A 16,391-nucleotide genomic window follows, 5' to 3' on the forward strand; every position below is an offset into this window, starting at 1 on the left:
AGCCGCCCGGCGTGGTCTGACGCCGCGACTGATCACCCTGGTGCCGCAGAACCGACTCGATGTGCGCTACGCCTACTACGCACTGACCAAACCTTAGGATCGCTTGCGGCGCCGTCACTGTCGGGCTTGCCCGGACCACGCCTCACCGTGGCGATGACAGCGCCGAGCAGCCGGGCCGTCCACCGCCGCTGCACCGCGCGCCGGCCTTGCGCGCCGACAGCCGCACTCGGCAGATCTCAGACACGACCACCAGATACCCCCTAGGGGTACTTGCACACCAGGCCTCGCCGCGCTACGGTGCTATCACCGGGTACCCCCCGGGGGTATATGGAAGGATTACGGCAATGACCACAGCATCGACGGGGACCGACTGGCATCTACGGGGCGACTGGTTCGACGTGTGCAGCTGCAAGCTGCCCTGCCCGTGCAGCTTCGCCCAAGAGCCCACCCATGGCGACTGCCTATTCACCCTGGTCTGGCACATCCGCGAAGGCCATTTCGGCGACACGGACCTCGCTGGACTGAACGTGATCTCACTCGGTGAATTCGCGGGCAACATGTGGGCCGGTGACCCCAACGCCATGATGAAACTCATGTTCTACATCGATTCCGGCGCCGATGCCGCTCAGCGAGAAGCGTTGCAGCGGATCTTCACCGGAAAGGAAGGCGGCTGGCCAGCCGAGTTCGCCAGCCTGATCGAGGAGTTGCGAGGCATCGAGTACGCCCCCATCACATTCGATGCCGCCGACGATCTCGCCTATTGGCGGGCAGCAATTCCGGGGAAGGTCGACCTCCACGTTGCTGCACTCACGGGACCGACATCCGACCCCGGTCGACGGGTCACCACTGCCAATGCCCCGGGGGCTGAAGTCGGACCCGGCCAAATCGCAACCTGGGGCGTGGTCGAGCGTGACCACGCTGTGGGCTTCGACTGGTCCCACGAGCACCGTGGCGGCTCCAGCAAGCACTTCCCCTTCGACTGGCGGCCCGACGGCTCAACCGAGCCGGCGGACCTGCTGATCGACCCGGATAACGAGTCATCGTGCCGGTGCCACGCCTGAGACGCGCCACCCCCAGCGTCACTCGCCGAACCACGCCGCACCTACTATTTTGATACGTAGATTACGGTGACACTGCGGTATTCGCGTCAAGGGACCGGCCGCTCACCCGTACGTCCACACCGAAAAGGAATGATCACAGCCACACTCTTCGCGTCGGCTGCAGTGTTGGCGGCGCCCGCGACGGCCCGCGAGCACGGACACCATCAGTTCGGGTCGCCTCAGCAGCTTTCCAGCCCAGACGGCGCGGTCGTCCAAGAATGGGTGGTCACAGATTTGAAGAAGTCAACGGCCGCTCTGCCCGGATACACCCGTCGCGGACAGCTCTGGGAGGCAACGGCGACCGTACGGGCGGCCAATGGCACCGTCACGCCGATCATCCCGAACCTGTACGCCGTCAGCGCCGGCGGCCAGCGCTCAGTTGTGTTGTGGGCCGTCGCCACCCCCCAAGGCATTCCCGCCACGACGTTGACCCCCGGCCAGAGCTCGACCGGGAAGGTGTACTTCGACGTGGTCGGCTCAGACCCGATGGCGGTCATCTACGACGCCGGCACCGGCACACCGCTGATGTGGTGCTGCAACGGCTCCACGCAGATGCAGATGCCGATGGAGAACTGCCCCATGTGCGCCGAGATGAAGCAGCCGTGTCCACGCTGTCGGGACGGGATGTAGGCGTCCCAGCCTTCCAACGACTGCGGGACGTCGATCTAACTTGCGCAACGGCGGAGTCAGCCACCAAACAGCAGATACAACCCCGTCAGGGTGTAGGCCACCATCGTGACCATCATCGCCAGTTGCCCGGTCAGTTGGTGGCCGACCGGTAACAGGCGCAGCGCCCGGTCGTGGGCGGCAACCACGGCCACCACGTGCCCGACGACAACGCACGTGACCTTGATCGTCCACAGCACCGTCGGGTTCAGCGACAGGACGTACTGCACATCCGAAGGATCAAGACCGAGCAGATGCCAGCCTCTGCCGAGCGGATCGGCCAAGCGCACGATCGTCTCCTGGCCGCGCTCAACCAAGTACGAGAGGTAATGCGCGAAAATGTAGCCCACCACGATCGGGATCAGGCAGTGAGCAAGTCGGCCCGGCAACTCGCGGCGTTGTTCACGACTCACACCGCCGGTCGCACGTGCCGCGGCGCAAAACGTGGCTCCCACAACAGCGATGAAAAACAACAGACCCAAGGTCCGCAGCACGGTACCGCCCGCTGAATCGCCGACAATTGGAACGGCGGCGGCGTTGCGGTCGACGAAGTTCCGGAAAGGCTGAAACTGCGAGAAACTGTCGAACGCAGTGGAGCCAAGCAGAACTGCCATCACCGCGACAGTGCCCGCACGCACCGGCATCGTGGGCAGATGATCGAGCGGATTTCCGAAGACTATGCGTCCGGTTGCCCGGTCTCGACGAAACGGCGCCAGCCGGGAGACCGTCACGCTGTACACCTCGAAGGGATCGGCCCGCGCGAACCACGTCGAACCGAACACAGCTGCGCCCACGAACATCGCCAGGACATAGGCGACAAGCCAAATCTTGATCGCCGTCAGCGAGCCGGGATCGGCACTGGCCAGCTCCAACCACACGAAGGCGAACAGGCCCACCACCGCCGGCCAATACCCAGTGCCGAACGGATACGGTCGGCGCCCTTCCCCGGCGATTCGATCGCGACGTCCGATGTGGATGAGCCGCCACACGGTGCGCACTGGCGAGAGCACACGCCATACCGGCCCGATGACAACCGATATGGCGACCAGTCCGACCCAGAGCAGCACATAGAAGACGCCTGGTAGCGCATTATTGCCGTCCTGTGGTCCCCATGTCGCCGCCACCGCCACCCACACCGTGAAGATGACGGCGGCCGCCGCGACGATCCACCGAACGACCGGACTGTCAACACTTCTCGACACCCACGCGGGTAGAGCTCGTCCCGGCTTGGCAGGGTCGAATCGTGGCGTCCTCCACGCGACGGCGACCACGGCGAACGTGGCCGCCAACGCCCACACACCTGCGATCAGTGCGTAGGACAGCGGCACCGGTAGATCCGTGGATCCGCCTACGCCGTGCGCTAAGAGTGTCTCGGCGACTGCTGCCGTCAAGGCCGTACTTCGATCGTGACGACCGTGCGATGCAACTCGTGGAGTTCCACGTCGACACGTCCAGGAACGTCGATCGTGAACTCGAACCGCTGGTCTGGCCGCGCTTCCACATCGAATGTGCGTTCCGGGACCGAATGCACGTGAAAGCTGTCCACGACATCGCTGCTCACCTCGAGCACAATTGGCTCTCCAAGTGCGGCCTCCGCCTGCGCGTTCACCGGTGTCACGACCCCCCCGGCGATCGTGACCTCGATGACTGTCCCCGCCACCGCACTGGTCGAAGACGTCGCCGGCGCAGCAGACTCTGAGGATGAGGCAGCCGCTGTAGACGACGGTGACTGTGACGGGTTTGATCCGCAGGCCGTCAAGGCCAGGACCACTGCTGCCACCGGCACGGTCAGCAGGATTCTGCTCTTCATCTGAGAAGGGTCCTATCTGTGGTTACCTGTATCGCGTAAGCGGTTCTCGTTACAGCTATTCGAGGCCACTACGCCGACGCAGTACGTCCCAAGAGGGAGCGCCGGCGTCCGTCATCTGGCCGGGGCGATCCTTGAAGCGATTCCTCGGACCCTCAGGCGGTCGGCGATCCGCTCGCCGCCGACGTCGTGTCGGGTGACGGGGCGGCGGCGGACCGGCGGGCCGCTCGATCTATGGCGAACACTCCTACGACGAGGGCGATGACTGATAACCCGAGCGCCGCCCAGGAGACCAGGGGAAGCAGGGTGCCTCCCCCGTCAGCCGCGGTCGGAGCCGCTCCAATCGTCATCGTCGGCACCGGAAATTCCGGGTCGGTTCCTTCAGGCGCCGGCTCTGTCCACTGGTCGACTTTGCCGTCGGAGAAGGTCTGCACAGTGGGAAGCGCCAAAGTCGCGGCGTCCGGCATGGGTCCCGCGTCCAGGCCGAACTCGACGAACTGGCCGGGCATGATGCCGGGACCCGTCGCCGTCCAGGTCACTGAGCTGACCACCTCCGGCACCGGCGTGCCATCGTCCTTGTACAGCGGCGGATCGATCTTCCGCTTCGTGGTTTCGACTTTCCAGCCCGGAACGGGCTGTACCAGCACGGTCCGCAGCGGCACATCGTCGGGGATGCGCACCTCCACTTTGGTGGTGGCCGCGGTACCGGACTCGGTCGGCACACGCAACGTGATCAACCCGAACTCTCCGGACCCCACACCGTCGGTATATACGTCGATGTGAGCAGCAGCAGAGGGGCTTGCAAGCAACGCCACCACTGAGCCGACCACAAACGCTCCCACAATGCGCAGCAGACTCCTGAGCACAGCCCACCTCCATCTCGTAATGGGCCGGCTGGCCCTCAGCTGATGCGTCAACACGAGGAGCATGGCCTCATGGAGCGCACAAATACTATCTATCTCAGTACGTACTAAGTCCCGAGAACGATAACAGCCACGACACACCACTGCCGCTATTGATGAAGCGGGATGTCGGCCTGATTCGCCGCCAGCACGATCCACCGCCGCGTTGCACCGTGGTGGCTGCGAAGGGCGCGGCCTTGACGTCAGCCTCCCTGTCGGTGCGCGAGTGCAAGGGCCCGGCGCATTTGCCTCGCACTCCGGTCAGGCTGAAGGTGAGGAAAGCACTTGGCGAGCTCTGCCACGGCCACCTCGAGATCCTCAGCGCGGTCGAACAGAGACTGCTGCAGTGACCTCCGGCGTTCGTTTCGACGGATCAAAAGCTGCGGTCACGCTGAACGCTGCGGGCACGGTCGGTGAGCCGCGCCCGCTGCGGAGTAGACTACAAATACCCTACGGGGTATGGTATCCCTCAGGGAGAAACCGCGGCAGTGACGGTCCCCCTGGCCCGCGGAGGAGTGTGCAATGGTTGCGGATGAGGCGAGTATGACGTTGGTACTCAACCGGTTACGGCGTGCGCAGGGCCAGCTGTCCGGAGTGATCTCGATGATCGAGCAGGGCCGTGACTGTAAGGATGTAGTGACCCAGTTGGCGGCGGTGTCACGCGCATTGGACCGAGCCGGCTTCAAGATCGTTGCGACCGGGATGCGGCAATGTCTGACCGGCGAGGCTCCGGAGGGGGCGACGCCGTTGACCGAGGCCGAGCTGGAGAAATTGTTTCTAGCGCTGGCCTGAGGAAATCAGGAGAGGGAGTTTTGAGATGGGATACGCACTGTCGACAACACTGCGCACGACATTCGACGATGCAGTGGATCGAACACGTAAAGCTCTGTCAGAACAGGGTTTCGGTGTGCTCACCGAAATAGACATGAAGGCCACGTTGAAGGCCAAACTCGGCGAAGACATGGAGAACTACCTGATCCTGGGTGCGTGTAATCCGCCGCTGGCGCACCGCGCTGTGAACTGCGATCGCCAGATCGGATTGCTGCTGCCTTGCAATGTGGCGGTGCGCACCGACCCCGACGATGCGGACACCATCATCGTCGATGCCATGGATCCGCAGGTCATGGCCCAAGTGTCTGATGCGCCCGGACTCCGCGAGGTCGCCGACGACGCCGCGGGAAAGTTGCAGGCGGCGATTGCCTCGCTCCAGCACGCCGCGGCCAGCGAGTAGCAGCAACGAACTCCGACGCTTTCCCCGCACCCATGACCATCGCGCTGGCGCTGGCTTTCGGGGCGGTTATCGGAATTCTGCTGGGATTACTCGGTGGCGGCGGTTCCATCATGGCCATCCCAGCCCTGGTCTATGCTCTTGGGCTGGACTTCGAACAGGCCGTGCTCATCGCACTGATTGTGATCGCCATCGCCTCCGCAGTAGGAGCGATACCCAAAGTCCTTATCAAGCAGGTCAACTGGCGACTAGCCGGCGTCTTCGCCGTTGCCGGTATCCCGGCCACCTTCGCCGGTTCCGCCATCGGTGATCGTCTACCGCAAACGGCCATCATGGTGGGGTTCGCCGTGGTCATGATTGTCGCCGGGATCCGCATGCTCGCCGACGCCGACGCCGACGACACCGGCGGCGCGTGCGAGATCGCTGAGGGGGGAATCAACTGGCGCCGCTGCGCGCCGCGTTCTCTCCCGGTTGCCGTTGTCGTCGGGCTGCTCACCGGTTTGTTCGGCGTTGGTGGGGGTTTCCTCATCATCCCCGCCCTGGTGATCATGCTGGGCGTGGAGATGCCGATCGCGGTCGGGACATCCCTGCTGATCATCACCGCCAACTCCACTGCCGGCATCGCCTCGCACGCCCAGGACGCCACCATCAACTGGTCGCTGACTGCAACATTCGTCGGCACCGCCGTAGTGGGATCGCTGATCGCCGGCCAGCTCGGCACCAAACTGGACAACACCCGTCTCCAGCGCTGGTTCGCCTACCTCGTGTTCATCGTCGCCGCCTACGTGCTCATCGACACCCTGCTACTGCATTGAGTCACTTCCATACCGCGGCAGCCACATCAGAATCGAAAAGGAGTCACCTCATGGATGTGTCCATCATCGAAACTTCCGGTCTCGGCGACCGCAGCTACCTGGTCAGCCAAGGCGACACCGCAGTGGTGATCGACCCGCAACGCGACATCGACCGCGTACTCGACCTCGCTACCGACCGGGGCGTGCAGATCACCCATGTACTCGAAACCCACATCCACAACGATTACGTCACCGGCGGTTTGGAACTTGCTCGTACCACTGGCGCCGTATACGTCGTGCCCGGCGGTGACGACGTGGACTACCACCGACACGCCGTTGTCGACGGTGACACCATCGACGCGGGCCCGCTGCATCTCCGCGTCCTGCATACACCCGGCCATACCCATCACCACGTCAGCTACGTGTTGCACGACGCCGACGGCGCCGTGCACGGTGTGTTCACCGGCGGATCCATGCTGCATGGCACAACGGGGCGCACCGACCTGCTCGGCAGCGACCAGACCGAAACCCTGTCGCACGCCCAGTTTCACTCCGTGCGGCGCCTGGCCGCTGAACTGCCCGACACCACCGCGGTCTACCCCACCCACGGCTTCGGCAGCTTCTGTTCCTCCAGCCCAGCCACCGGTGACTCCTCCACCATTGCCGAACAACGCAACACCAACCCGGCGCTGACACAGGACGAACAGACCTATGTCGACGAACTCATCGCCGGGCTCTCGGAGTACCCGACCTACTACGCCCACATGGGTGTCATCAACAGCCGCGGCCCGGCGCCCGTGGACCTGTCACTGCCTACACCAGTGGACCCCGAGGAACTGCGTCTACGGATCGACGCCGGTGAATGGGTCATCGACCTGCGCAGCCGCACCGCCTTCGCTGCCGGACACCTCGCCGGAACCCTCGGCTTCGAACTTTCAGGGTCCTTCGTTGCCTACCTCGGCTGGCTCTACACCTGGGGCGCCCCGCTCACCCTCATCGGCAACGACCACGAACAAATACTGGATGCGCGACGAGAACTCGCTCGCATCGGTATTGACAATCTCACCGGCTCCGCCGCCGGCGACATCCACACGCTTGCCCACGACAACCCGCTGCGCAGCTACCGCGTCGCCGACTTCGCCGACCTCGCCACCGAGATCGACAACTCCGACATCACGGTCCTCGATGTCCGCCGCGCCGACGAATACGACAAAGACCACATCACCAACGCAATCAACATCGCCCTCCACGAACTACCCGATCGCATCGACGATGTCCCGACCGGTGAAGTCTGGGTGCACTGCGCCTCCGGCTACCGCTCCTCCATCGCCGCATCACTGATCGATCAACCCGATCGCACCGTCGTCCTCATCGATGACAAGTACACAGAAGCCCAACACCTCAAGCTGACGCATCTACCGCCATCGCTTCACGGCGGCTCATGAGCTTGGACACCTCGTTCTCCACGGAGAATGCAGTGGCGATTCCCCTCTGTTGGAGCGTGAGGCGGACCGGTTCCGGCCGAGTTCCTTACCCCCCGGCCTCATCCGGGACCTTCTTCCGCGGCGTGTGGACTTTCGCAGATCCAGTCAATTGAGCGAACAATGGGAAGTGTCGATCAAGTCTCTGATTTACAGGTGCAGAGAAGTCGGTCTGCTTTCCGACGCCACAACGCGCCGTGGGTATATCCGTCTGAACCATCTGACCGAGCAAGGAATAATCGCGGCGCCACCGGTTTACCAGTTCGTTGGCAAGATTCCGGCACTCCTGCGGAGGGCTGTGGAACTCGCGGAACAGAACGGCGTCACTACCGCGTCACTGGTGCGAGAACATGTTGGAAGCCAGCGCAGGTACGGCGCATGCTGGGCGACCCTGACGTACGGCCGGCATTGCGGACGGTCTGAACAATCCCGCTTCGATGGCCGCCGTTGCTTCGGTCAATAGTCCAGCATTGGCCTTGGGGGATCGCGGCGTAGAAGTTGGCGGAGATTCGCCGCCATCGTCGGGGCCACTATGTCGGCAGCTGCCCAGCAGCTGTCCGGTCTTCGCGTAGGTCACATCTCATTGGATTGCGCACGTTCCCAAACGTGTTCCCAAACGCCAATGAAAACGGCCCCCGAACCGAAGTTCGGGGGCCGTTCTACCTGGTAGCGGGGACAGGATTCGAACCTGCGACCTCTGGGTTATGAGCCCAGCGAGCTACCGAGCTGCTCCACCCCGCGTTGGTGAACGCAAGGTTACCTATGCCGGGGGCGCAGCTCCAAATCGCGTGGTCGCCGGCCGTCGCCGCACCCTCACAGCGCGTCGAGTGTGCACAAAGCGCTGGTCATCACCGGCGTGTCACCGGCAGACACGCACGCTCGCGAAGAAGAGCCGTGGGTGTGGTGCTGGTCACGCCCGCACCACCTGACCGGTGCGGAAGACGCCGGCCGGGTCGTAACGGTCGGCGAGCGCAGCCAGCCAGTGCCTGGTGTCCTCGCCGTACACCCGCGCAGCGCGCCCAGGATCGGCCGACGGCGCGAAGTTGGGCAGCTGACCACCGGTCGACCACGGCGCCAGCGCGGCGAGCACGGCAGCCGCGTGCGCGGGCACCGCCCCGGCGAGTTCGGGGATCAGCGCGCCGATGGTCGCGAGCGTGAAGGCCGCGTCGCGGTGGCCCAGCGCGCTGCGGTGCCGTGGCTCGCGGGCGAACGCGCCGCCGAGCATCCTCAGCTCCACGATCGCCTGCACCGAGCCCGAACCGGGGCCCGCCACCGACAGCAGAGCGTCGACCGCCTCCGGCGTGAACGACCCCAGCAGGGTGTGCTCCTCGTGCACCGGCATCGGGTCCACCGGATCGGCGTGCACAGCGCCGATCGCCGCGTACGGGAGCACCCCGACGGTGTCCATCAGCGGGACGGCGGCCGCACGCATCGGCGCCAGCAGCCGTTCGGCCTCGGCGAAATCACCCAGTGCCGTGTACCGCACGGCCACCGTCAGCCGGCCTGCCAGCGGTTCGGGGACACCGGGCAACGGCGGCAACTGCTGCAGCGCCAGCGAGGTGTTCACCGTCTCGGGAAGTCCGGCGCACCACCGCTGCCACGTGTGCAGCACCGCCGCCGCGTCGGCCCCGTCGAAAAAGACCGCGCCACCATAGAATTCGGCCACCGGTTTGAGATCGATCTCGACCGCGGTGACGATGCCCAGTGTGGCCTTGCCGCCGCGCAGCCCCCAGAACAGGTCGGCGTGGTCCTGCGGCGTCACCGTCAGCAGCTCGCCCTCCCCCGTCACCAGCTCGAAGGACCGCACGTGGTCAGAGGACGCCCCGAAGGTGCGCACCAGCGGGCCGATCCCGCCGCCGGTCAAAAAGCCGACCACCCCCACGCTGGGCGCCGAGCCGCACAGCGGCGCCAGGCCGAACGGTGCGGCGGCGTCGAGCACCCGCTGCCAGGTTGCACCCGCACCCACCCGCGCCGACCGGCTCATCGGATCGACAGTCACCGCAGCCATTCCGGTGGTCGAGACCAGGATGGTGTCGGGCGTGACGCCCAGCGCGCCGTGGCCGGTGGCCTGCACCGTCACCTGAAGGCCGCGGTTCGCGGCGAAGCGCACGGTCTCGGCGACGTGGTGCGGTGCGGCGGCGAGCACCACCGCGCCGGGCGCCACCGCCGCGGCGGCGTTCCATGGCATGCAGCGCTCATAGCCGGCCTCGCCGGGCAGGGCCACCGGCGCGGACACCTCGCTTCGCAGGGCGAGCAGCGCATCGTCGAGTCCGTCGCGGGCGACATCGGTCACGGTCATCGAAATCCCTTCAGTCTGGTGTGCGACCAGCATCGGGGACCGCGCTTGGCGTCGGCTTGGCGCGCACACCAAGTGCCCGCCAAGGATTCAATCGGCCGTGGCCGGAGGGTTCGGGGTGCAGACGGCGGCGAAGTCCTTGCCATCCTTGGCGGCGACGTCGGCCGGGCTCAGCCAGCCGACGCCGTCGAACCAGAAGGTGTCGGCGGGATGATCCGGCGAACCGTTCACGATGTCGGAAACCTCGGTCGTGGCACCGAAAGTCACGTCCTTGCCGTCGACCTGCAGTACCAATTGGTCGGCGGTGCGCCAGTCCATTCCGGCCGGCCATGACTCGGTCACGCGGAAACCCGGGTACGGCCCGCCCAGCGTCAGGTGTTCGACGTTCGCCCCCTCGGAAGCGGCGGCCGTCAAGACCAGGTCAGGCCCGCCCATGTCGTGCCCCAGGGTGAGCTTGGTGATACCCACGCACGGCGTGCCGGTCCAAATTTGCAGCTTCCCGTCGGTCTCCCTCGCGCCCCACGAGGGCAGCAGCGAAGGTGCGCCCGGCGGCGGGCGGTAGCCCTTCTCGCTGTCGCACGCGCTCGAGGCAACGAGCCCCGCCACGGCCACGGCGACGGCGACGGCGACGGCGAATCGACGACGAATCACCGTGTGTACCCCCCGTCGTGCAGGCCGGCGTCCTCCTCGAGGGGATTCGTCATGCCGTGCTGATCCATGTAGTAACCGGTGCCGTAGTCGATGCCCATCAGCAGCGTTCCCTTGTCCGCCCACTGCTGGGAGTGCCGCTCCTCGTGATGCAGGATCCGGTCAAGATCGAGGGTCCCCTCTCTGGCCGAGCCCGGTGTGGCACCGGCTCCCCACTCATGTCCTGACTCGATCATGTCGCGCATCGTCTCCTGCGGATTCTTCAGGTCGTTGATGTTGACCGCGAAGATGTCACCGTAGGTGGTCCCTGCTTGGAAGGCTGCGTAGTCGGTCGGCTTGCCGCCCATCGACATCAGCATCCCGTTCGGTGTCGTCGCGACCGCCGCACCGGTGTAGGGCAGTCCGGCCGCGACGAGGTAACTCCGGTCGTTCTCGTTCTGCCGGTCGATGATCCGCTGGATCTCGTCGGCCGAGTACGGCACTTCCTCGAAATCGTTCTGGACGTCGTCCGAGGTGCCCGCTATCCCGTCGTCACCGGCCGCCGCCTTGCCGTAGTCGGTACCGGCATTGAGCACGTAGGTCATCATGGTCGCCTTCTTGATGTCCGCCGGGCTGGTGCCGGGCGGGATGATGAAGAACGACTTGCCGTCGGCATCCTTGACCTCCTGCATGCCGTCGAAGACGTCGAAGTCCTGCGGGTCGATGTCGTGGGTCCGGGCGATGTCGACGATGGTCTCGGGAGGCACCCCGTTCTCGGCGGCGTTGCGCAGCCACTGTTCGTACTTGGACCCCTTCTCCACCGGGCCGGTGAGCAGCCCGGCGTCACGCAGCGCCTGCTCGTACACCGGAAGTTTCTGTTCGGGCGTCGCATTGGGGTCCTGGGTTGGAGGTTCCTCCGGCCCGGCGAAGTCGATGTTCTCGGCCGCTTCGATGTCGCCGTCCTGGTACTTGCTCGCCGCCAGATACAGCTTGTCGGAGAAGTCGGAGACGTCGTTGCCCAGCGATTTCGCCTGACCGGTCAGCGATTCGCCGACCTCGGTGAGCGCAGACGCGGTCGCGAAGCCCGACATCCCTCCTGCCGCTCCCGAGACTTCTCCGCCGGCGTGGTCGAACCAGAGCCACTTCGCGATCGTGGCAAGCCCACTCGCGCTGTCGCGCATCCCGTCGATGCTGACTTCCAGGGCCTCCGGCGCCACGTCAGCCCCGGTCCGCCGTTCGGATCGCGCCTGCGGCGGCCTTGTCCGCGGCGTCGAACTTGTCGAGCGCTGTCTGGATCTTCGTCTGCAACTGCAGCCGCCTGATGTTGACCTCCATGGCGTTGCGCGGCGACAGCGCGCCCCACGCCAAAAGCCGCCAGCCGGGCGTCACGGTCCCGTCGTCGGAGATGTCGAAATACCCCGCCTCGCCGCTCGTGACGAGGTCGGACAGCTCCTTGCGGATGTCGCGCAGGCTCCCCCCGTAGTGGTTGAGCTGCTTCTCCAGAGCCGACAGCTTGTCGCGGTAGATCACCTGGTCGCCGATCATCTCCGCACCGCTGACCTGAGCCGACTCGGCGGCGGTGCCGTTCCACTTGGTGTCCAGATCAGCGAACTGGGTGCGCCCGCTGGCGATCTGGACATCGACGTTCGACACCGACTCGACGACCTGACCGGCAGCGGTGATCAACGCCTCGGGCTTCGAGCCGAGGACCGCTGCGATTCCCGGAGACACCGTGCCGATCCCCTGTCTGCGTGGCCAGTGCCTCCATTGTGCGTGCCGGACTCGAGGGTCGGGCGCACCAATATCGCGATCAGGCCAGTCGGTCGGCTGCCTCGGCGACCGCTCGCATCCCGAGCCGTCGCGCCTGCTCGGCCACCTCGCGGGCGGCGGCACTGCGCTGCGGCCCGGGCTGGTCGAGCTCACACTCGAGCAGCCTGCAGCGCACAAGGGAGGGCGTCCCGCCCGTGCGGGCAGCGATGTCACGAGCCTGTGCCAACGCGGCCAGCGCCAGACCCCGGTCGCCGAGCAGGGCGTGCAGCCGCGCCGTCGCCAGGGCCACCGGCCCGGCCGACCCCACCTGGCCGATCACCGCGATGCGGTCGGCGAACGGCTCGAGTACGGCCACCAGCGGGGCGGCGAACTCGTCGAGACAGTGGTCGGCCGCCAGGTGGGCCAGCAGCGTCTGGTGACCGAGCGCCGTCCAGACGTGCGCGCGGCTGCTCGCCGCGCGCCACTCCTGCAGCCGGGCAAGGGCCGCGGCGCGTGACTCGCGACGGTGGTCGACGGTGAGGAGCGCGGTGTGGACGAGTCCGACCATTCCCTGTCCGCCCGTCTCCGGACTCGCGCGCAATCCCGGCCAGTCGTCGCCGACCGGACCGCCCTTCTCGCGCAGCAGCGACACCGCCGCCACCAGTCCGCTGCCCGCCTCGTAGAGCTCGGTCTGCTCGTGGACGTGTGCGGCGATGCCGTGATGGCGCTTGGCCTCGGCGAAGTCGCCGCGCCACACCGCGATCACCGCCTCCATCCACCGCAGCTGCGCCCGGAGTACCGGCAGCTGCAGCTGCTCGCTGCCCTCGATGCCCGCCTTCAGGTGCGCCGCCGCGCCGTCCACGTCGGCCAGGTTCATCGCCGCCATCGTCGCCACCGAGTGCGCGATGACGCTGTCCTCGTGAGACCTGCTGTGCCGCATGCTGTTCAGCTGCGCCACCCACTCGAGGGTCTGACGGCTCAGCGGCGCGACACCCGAGTAGGTGATCAGCCGGCCCATCAGCACGTCGGCCAACACCTCCGGATCGCCGGTGCGATCGGCAAGTTCCTGCGCCCGGTCGAGATGGCCCGCCGCCACCGCGGTGTCCGGGTGATAGCAGTGCCCCACCGCCAGCGCAGCCAGCACCCGGGCCCCTGCCGCCGGCGAGGACTGCGCGATGGCCGCCGCACGCTCCAGCAGCGCCAACAACGCTCCTGGGTCGTGACCCGGAGCAAGCCACGGCCAACCCCCGGTGGCACGCAGCAGCGCGCTGGCCACCCGACCCGCCGTCACGGCGTTGCCCGCCCGCACCGCCTCCGTCAGGTTGCGCTCCACCGTGTCCAGCACCAGCCGGCCGCGACCCGCACGCGAATGCGCTTCCAGCAGCGCGACGGTCAGCGCGTCGCGCTCATCGTCGGTGCGCGCCGATGCCGGCAACCGGTCATACGCGGACAATGCTGACTGCCACCAGCCGGCGGCGATGTCCGAACTCCAGCGCGCGGTGGCCTCTTCGGCGGCCCGGCGGCACGCCCGCACCACCTCCCCCGGCTCGACCTGCGGCTGGGCGGCCATCAGGTGCCGGGCCCTTCGGGTCACCGCGTCACCGGAATCGGTGTCGCGCAGTACATCCGCGATCTCAGCGTGCAGACGCTGCCTGCGCAGCGCCGGCATGTCGGCCAGCAGCTGCTCGCGGAGCAGGCCGTGGGCGAAGCTGTACCCGTCCCCGCTGTGCGCGGTGACGATGATCCGCTCGTCGGCGGCCTCGTCCAGATGATCGGCGAGCGTGTCCATGTCGAGGCCGGTGGCCTCGGCGAGCACCCGCATCGCGTCGACGTCGAGGACGTCGCCGATCACCGCCGCGGTGCGGAGCACGGAGATCACCGCCGGGTCCAGCGCGGCGAATCGCCGGTGCAGCACCGACTTCACCGCCAGCGGAATCTCTGTGCCCACCCGCTCCGCCCGGGGCAGCCTCGCGTACTCGCACACGAAGAACGGGTTGCCGCCGGTCCGGTCGGCCAGCACGGTGGCCTCCGCGTCGGTCACCACGTCGTCGGCCACCTGATTGGCCAAGTCCACGACATCGCGCGCCGACAATGCGGGCACCGCGATGTGACGGTTTCGGTCACCGCGCGCCACCGTCGCCAGCAGCCGCGCCACCTCGGCGGAGTGTTCGCCGTCGCGAACCGTGACGATCACCGCCACCGGGTGGTCGCGCAGTGCGCCCGCGATGTAGGCCAGGCAGGCGGCCGACGTCGAATCCGCCCACTGCACATCGTCGATGACGACGGCGAGCGTTCGCGACACTCCCTCCAGCAGGCTCTGCACCCGCTCGTAGACCCGGAAGCGGGCGGTGTCCGGGTCGGCGTTCGGCGGCACCTCGAGCACCTCGTCGGCGTCGGCACCCAGCGCGCGCACCAACTGGCGCATCGGCCACCAAGGCGGGGTGGTCCGTTCATCGGGACAACCGACCCACACCACATCGCCGCCCGCACCGTCGACCTGTGCGGCGAGCTCTTCGGCCAGCCGGGTCTTCCCGATGCCCGGCGGCCCCGACAACACCAGCCAGCGCGTGGCTCCTGCCGACACGTCGGTCAATATGCCTGCCGCGGCGGTCATCTCGCGACCACGGCCGACCAGCTGTCCGCGTGACGACGACGCTGTGGGTCCGTCCAACACCACGTGGGCCGCCACCGGGGTCGCCACCTCGCCGGCACCGGTCCACTCCGGATGACGGGGCCACGCCGCCAGCTCCGGCGACTGCCGCAGGATCGCCGTCTGCAGATCGCGCAGTTCGGCGCCCGGTTGCAGGCCCAGTTCGGCGTCGAGCAGCCGGGCGTATCCGCCGTAGGCCTCCAGCGCGTCGGGCGCACGCCCGGCCCGGTACAGCGCCAGCATGTGCAGCCAGCAACCGCGTTCACCCAGCGGGTCGGCGGCACGCAGCTCGGACACCGCGGCCAGCGCCTGCGACACCCGGCCCAGCGCGAGCAGCGCGGTGATCCGCTTGTCCAGGCAGTCCGCGCGCATCACCTCGACCCGCGCCGCATCCTGCGCCACCCACGGCTGATCGCTCAGGTCGGCGAGGAACGGGCCGCGCCACAGCGCCATCGCCGCGTCGGCGACGTCCAGCGCCGCCGTCCAGTCAGCGGCCTCGACCGCGCCGGCCACCTCGGCGCACCGCCTCGCGAACACCGCCAGATCCACACTGTCGGCGTCGATGTCGAGAAAGTAGCCGGGTGGCTGACGCACGATCGGCGACGCCTGCGGGTCGTCACGCAGCGCGCGGCGGAGGTTCGAGATGTAGGCCTGCAGCCCGGCCGTCGCACTGCCCGGCGCGTCGTCCCCCCAGACCGCGTCGACGAGCCGGTCCACCGACACCACCCGGCCGTGGGCGAGCAGCAGCACGGCCAGCACGGCGCGTTGTTTGGGCGGACCCAGCTCGACCGGCGCACCGGCGCGGACCACCTGCAGGGGTCCGAGCAGGCGATAGTGCACCGGTCGAGCTTATGTGGGCCGTTCGCGCGGGTCAGCGCGCGTTGTTGTATTCGGTCATCGCGTCGTTGAGGCGTTGCAGTGCCTCGCCGTACTGGGCGAAGTCACCGCTGCGCTGCGCCTCGCGGGCCGCCGAGAGCGCGGTCTCGACTTCCTGCAGTGCCTGCGCCTTGGCCGCCGACAACTGCTGCGGTCCAACGGGACCCGGCGGTACCGCGCCGGCGGGCACCGGTGCCTCCGGGGCGCGGCCGGCC

The 16,391-nt window shown here is 67.1% G+C and carries 16 protein-coding genes and 1 tRNA gene; 7 read left to right on the forward strand and 10 right to left on the reverse strand.

The window, feature by feature from the left end:
* The first annotated feature begins 344 nt into the window (after window positions 1–344).
* Entirely contained in the window at window positions 345–1,061 is a 717-nt protein-coding gene (locus Q2100_RS04470; RefSeq protein WP_302912993.1) for a DUF1326 domain-containing protein, read from the forward strand.
* A gap of 162 nt (window positions 1,062–1,223) precedes the next feature.
* Window positions 1,224–1,730, forward strand: coding sequence for a DUF1942 domain-containing protein (locus Q2100_RS04475; RefSeq protein ID WP_407667572.1), 507 nt, complete (start codon window positions 1,224–1,226; stop codon window positions 1,728–1,730).
* A 56-nt stretch (window positions 1,731–1,786) separates the two neighbouring features.
* On the opposite strand, the gene Q2100_RS04480 is transcribed toward Q2100_RS04475, so the two are convergent.
* From Q2100_RS04480 to Q2100_RS04490, 3 genes are all read right to left on the reverse strand, one after another.
* Window positions 1,787–3,157, reverse strand: coding sequence for a hypothetical protein (locus Q2100_RS04480; RefSeq protein ID WP_302912995.1), 1,371 nt, complete (start codon window positions 3,155–3,157; stop codon window positions 1,787–1,789).
* The gene (locus Q2100_RS04485; RefSeq protein WP_302912996.1) at window positions 3,154–3,576 is read right to left on the reverse strand and encodes a hypothetical protein; all 423 of its coding nucleotides are present in this window, start codon (window positions 3,574–3,576) and stop codon (window positions 3,154–3,156) included. The genes Q2100_RS04480 and Q2100_RS04485 overlap by 4 nt, the downstream gene beginning before the upstream one ends.
* Before the next feature lie 152 nt (window positions 3,577–3,728).
* Window positions 3,729–4,502, reverse strand: coding sequence for a YcnI family protein (locus tag Q2100_RS04490; RefSeq protein ID WP_302912997.1), 774 nt, complete (start codon window positions 4,500–4,502; stop codon window positions 3,729–3,731).
* A 495-nt stretch (window positions 4,503–4,997) separates the two neighbouring features.
* Between Q2100_RS04490 and Q2100_RS04495 the strand changes: the two genes are divergently transcribed.
* The 5 genes from Q2100_RS04495 to Q2100_RS31820 are packed head-to-tail and all read left to right on the forward strand — an operon-like array spanning window position 4,998 to window position 8,441.
* Window positions 4,998–5,267: a metal-sensitive transcriptional regulator gene (locus tag Q2100_RS04495; protein WP_302912998.1), complete on the forward strand. Its 270-nt coding sequence runs from the start codon at window positions 4,998–5,000 to the stop codon at window positions 5,265–5,267.
* A 25-nt stretch (window positions 5,268–5,292) separates the two neighbouring features.
* Window positions 5,293–5,706 (forward strand): DUF302 domain-containing protein, encoded by a 414-nt coding sequence (locus Q2100_RS04500; RefSeq protein WP_302912999.1) that lies wholly within the window; start codon window positions 5,293–5,295, stop codon window positions 5,704–5,706.
* 32 nt (window positions 5,707–5,738) lie between these two features.
* Window positions 5,739–6,518, forward strand: coding sequence for a sulfite exporter TauE/SafE family protein (locus tag Q2100_RS04505; RefSeq protein ID WP_302913000.1), 780 nt, complete (start codon window positions 5,739–5,741; stop codon window positions 6,516–6,518).
* A gap of 50 nt (window positions 6,519–6,568) precedes the next feature.
* Window positions 6,569–7,942, forward strand: coding sequence for an MBL fold metallo-hydrolase (locus Q2100_RS04510; protein ID WP_302913001.1), 1,374 nt, complete (start codon window positions 6,569–6,571; stop codon window positions 7,940–7,942).
* Window positions 7,911–8,441 carry an ImmA/IrrE family metallo-endopeptidase gene (locus Q2100_RS31820; RefSeq protein WP_407667573.1) on the forward strand — a complete coding sequence of 177 codons (531 nt, stop codon included), beginning with the start codon at window positions 7,911–7,913 and terminating at the stop codon, window positions 8,439–8,441. The genes Q2100_RS04510 and Q2100_RS31820 overlap by 32 nt, the downstream gene beginning before the upstream one ends.
* A gap of 201 nt (window positions 8,442–8,642) precedes the next feature.
* Here the strand turns inward: Q2100_RS31820 and Q2100_RS04515 are convergent.
* The 7 genes from Q2100_RS04515 to Q2100_RS04545 form a co-directional block, all read right to left on the reverse strand.
* Window positions 8,643–8,719, reverse strand: a tRNA-Met gene (locus tag Q2100_RS04515).
* A gap of 169 nt (window positions 8,720–8,888) precedes the next feature.
* Window positions 8,889–10,277 carry an FAD-binding oxidoreductase gene (locus Q2100_RS04520; RefSeq protein WP_302913002.1) on the reverse strand — a complete coding sequence of 463 codons (1,389 nt, stop codon included), beginning with the start codon at window positions 10,275–10,277 and terminating at the stop codon, window positions 8,889–8,891.
* A gap of 87 nt (window positions 10,278–10,364) precedes the next feature.
* The gene (locus Q2100_RS04525; protein WP_302913003.1) at window positions 10,365–10,886 is read right to left on the reverse strand and encodes a hypothetical protein; all 522 of its coding nucleotides are present in this window, start codon (window positions 10,884–10,886) and stop codon (window positions 10,365–10,367) included.
* A gap of 35 nt (window positions 10,887–10,921) precedes the next feature.
* The gene (locus tag Q2100_RS04530) at window positions 10,922–12,118 is read right to left on the reverse strand and encodes a type VII secretion target (RefSeq protein WP_302913004.1); all 1,197 of its coding nucleotides are present in this window, start codon (window positions 12,116–12,118) and stop codon (window positions 10,922–10,924) included.
* A 1-nt stretch (window position 12,119) separates the two neighbouring features.
* The gene (locus Q2100_RS04535; RefSeq protein WP_302913005.1) at window positions 12,120–12,632 is read right to left on the reverse strand and encodes a hypothetical protein; all 513 of its coding nucleotides are present in this window, start codon (window positions 12,630–12,632) and stop codon (window positions 12,120–12,122) included.
* Window positions 12,633–12,711: 79 nt separating this feature from the next.
* Entirely contained in the window at window positions 12,712–16,140 is a 3,429-nt protein-coding gene (locus Q2100_RS04540; RefSeq protein ID WP_302913006.1) for an ATP-binding protein, read from the reverse strand.
* 31 nt (window positions 16,141–16,171) lie between these two features.
* A partial coding sequence (locus tag Q2100_RS04545) for a hypothetical protein (RefSeq protein ID WP_302913007.1) occupies window positions 16,172–16,391 on the reverse strand: 220 nt, incomplete at its 5' end.

Origin of the sequence: Mycolicibacterium arseniciresistens (genome assembly GCF_030519285.1) — a bacterium.
GTDB classification, from domain to species: domain Bacteria; phylum Actinomycetota; class Actinomycetes; order Mycobacteriales; family Mycobacteriaceae; genus Mycobacterium; species Mycobacterium arseniciresistens.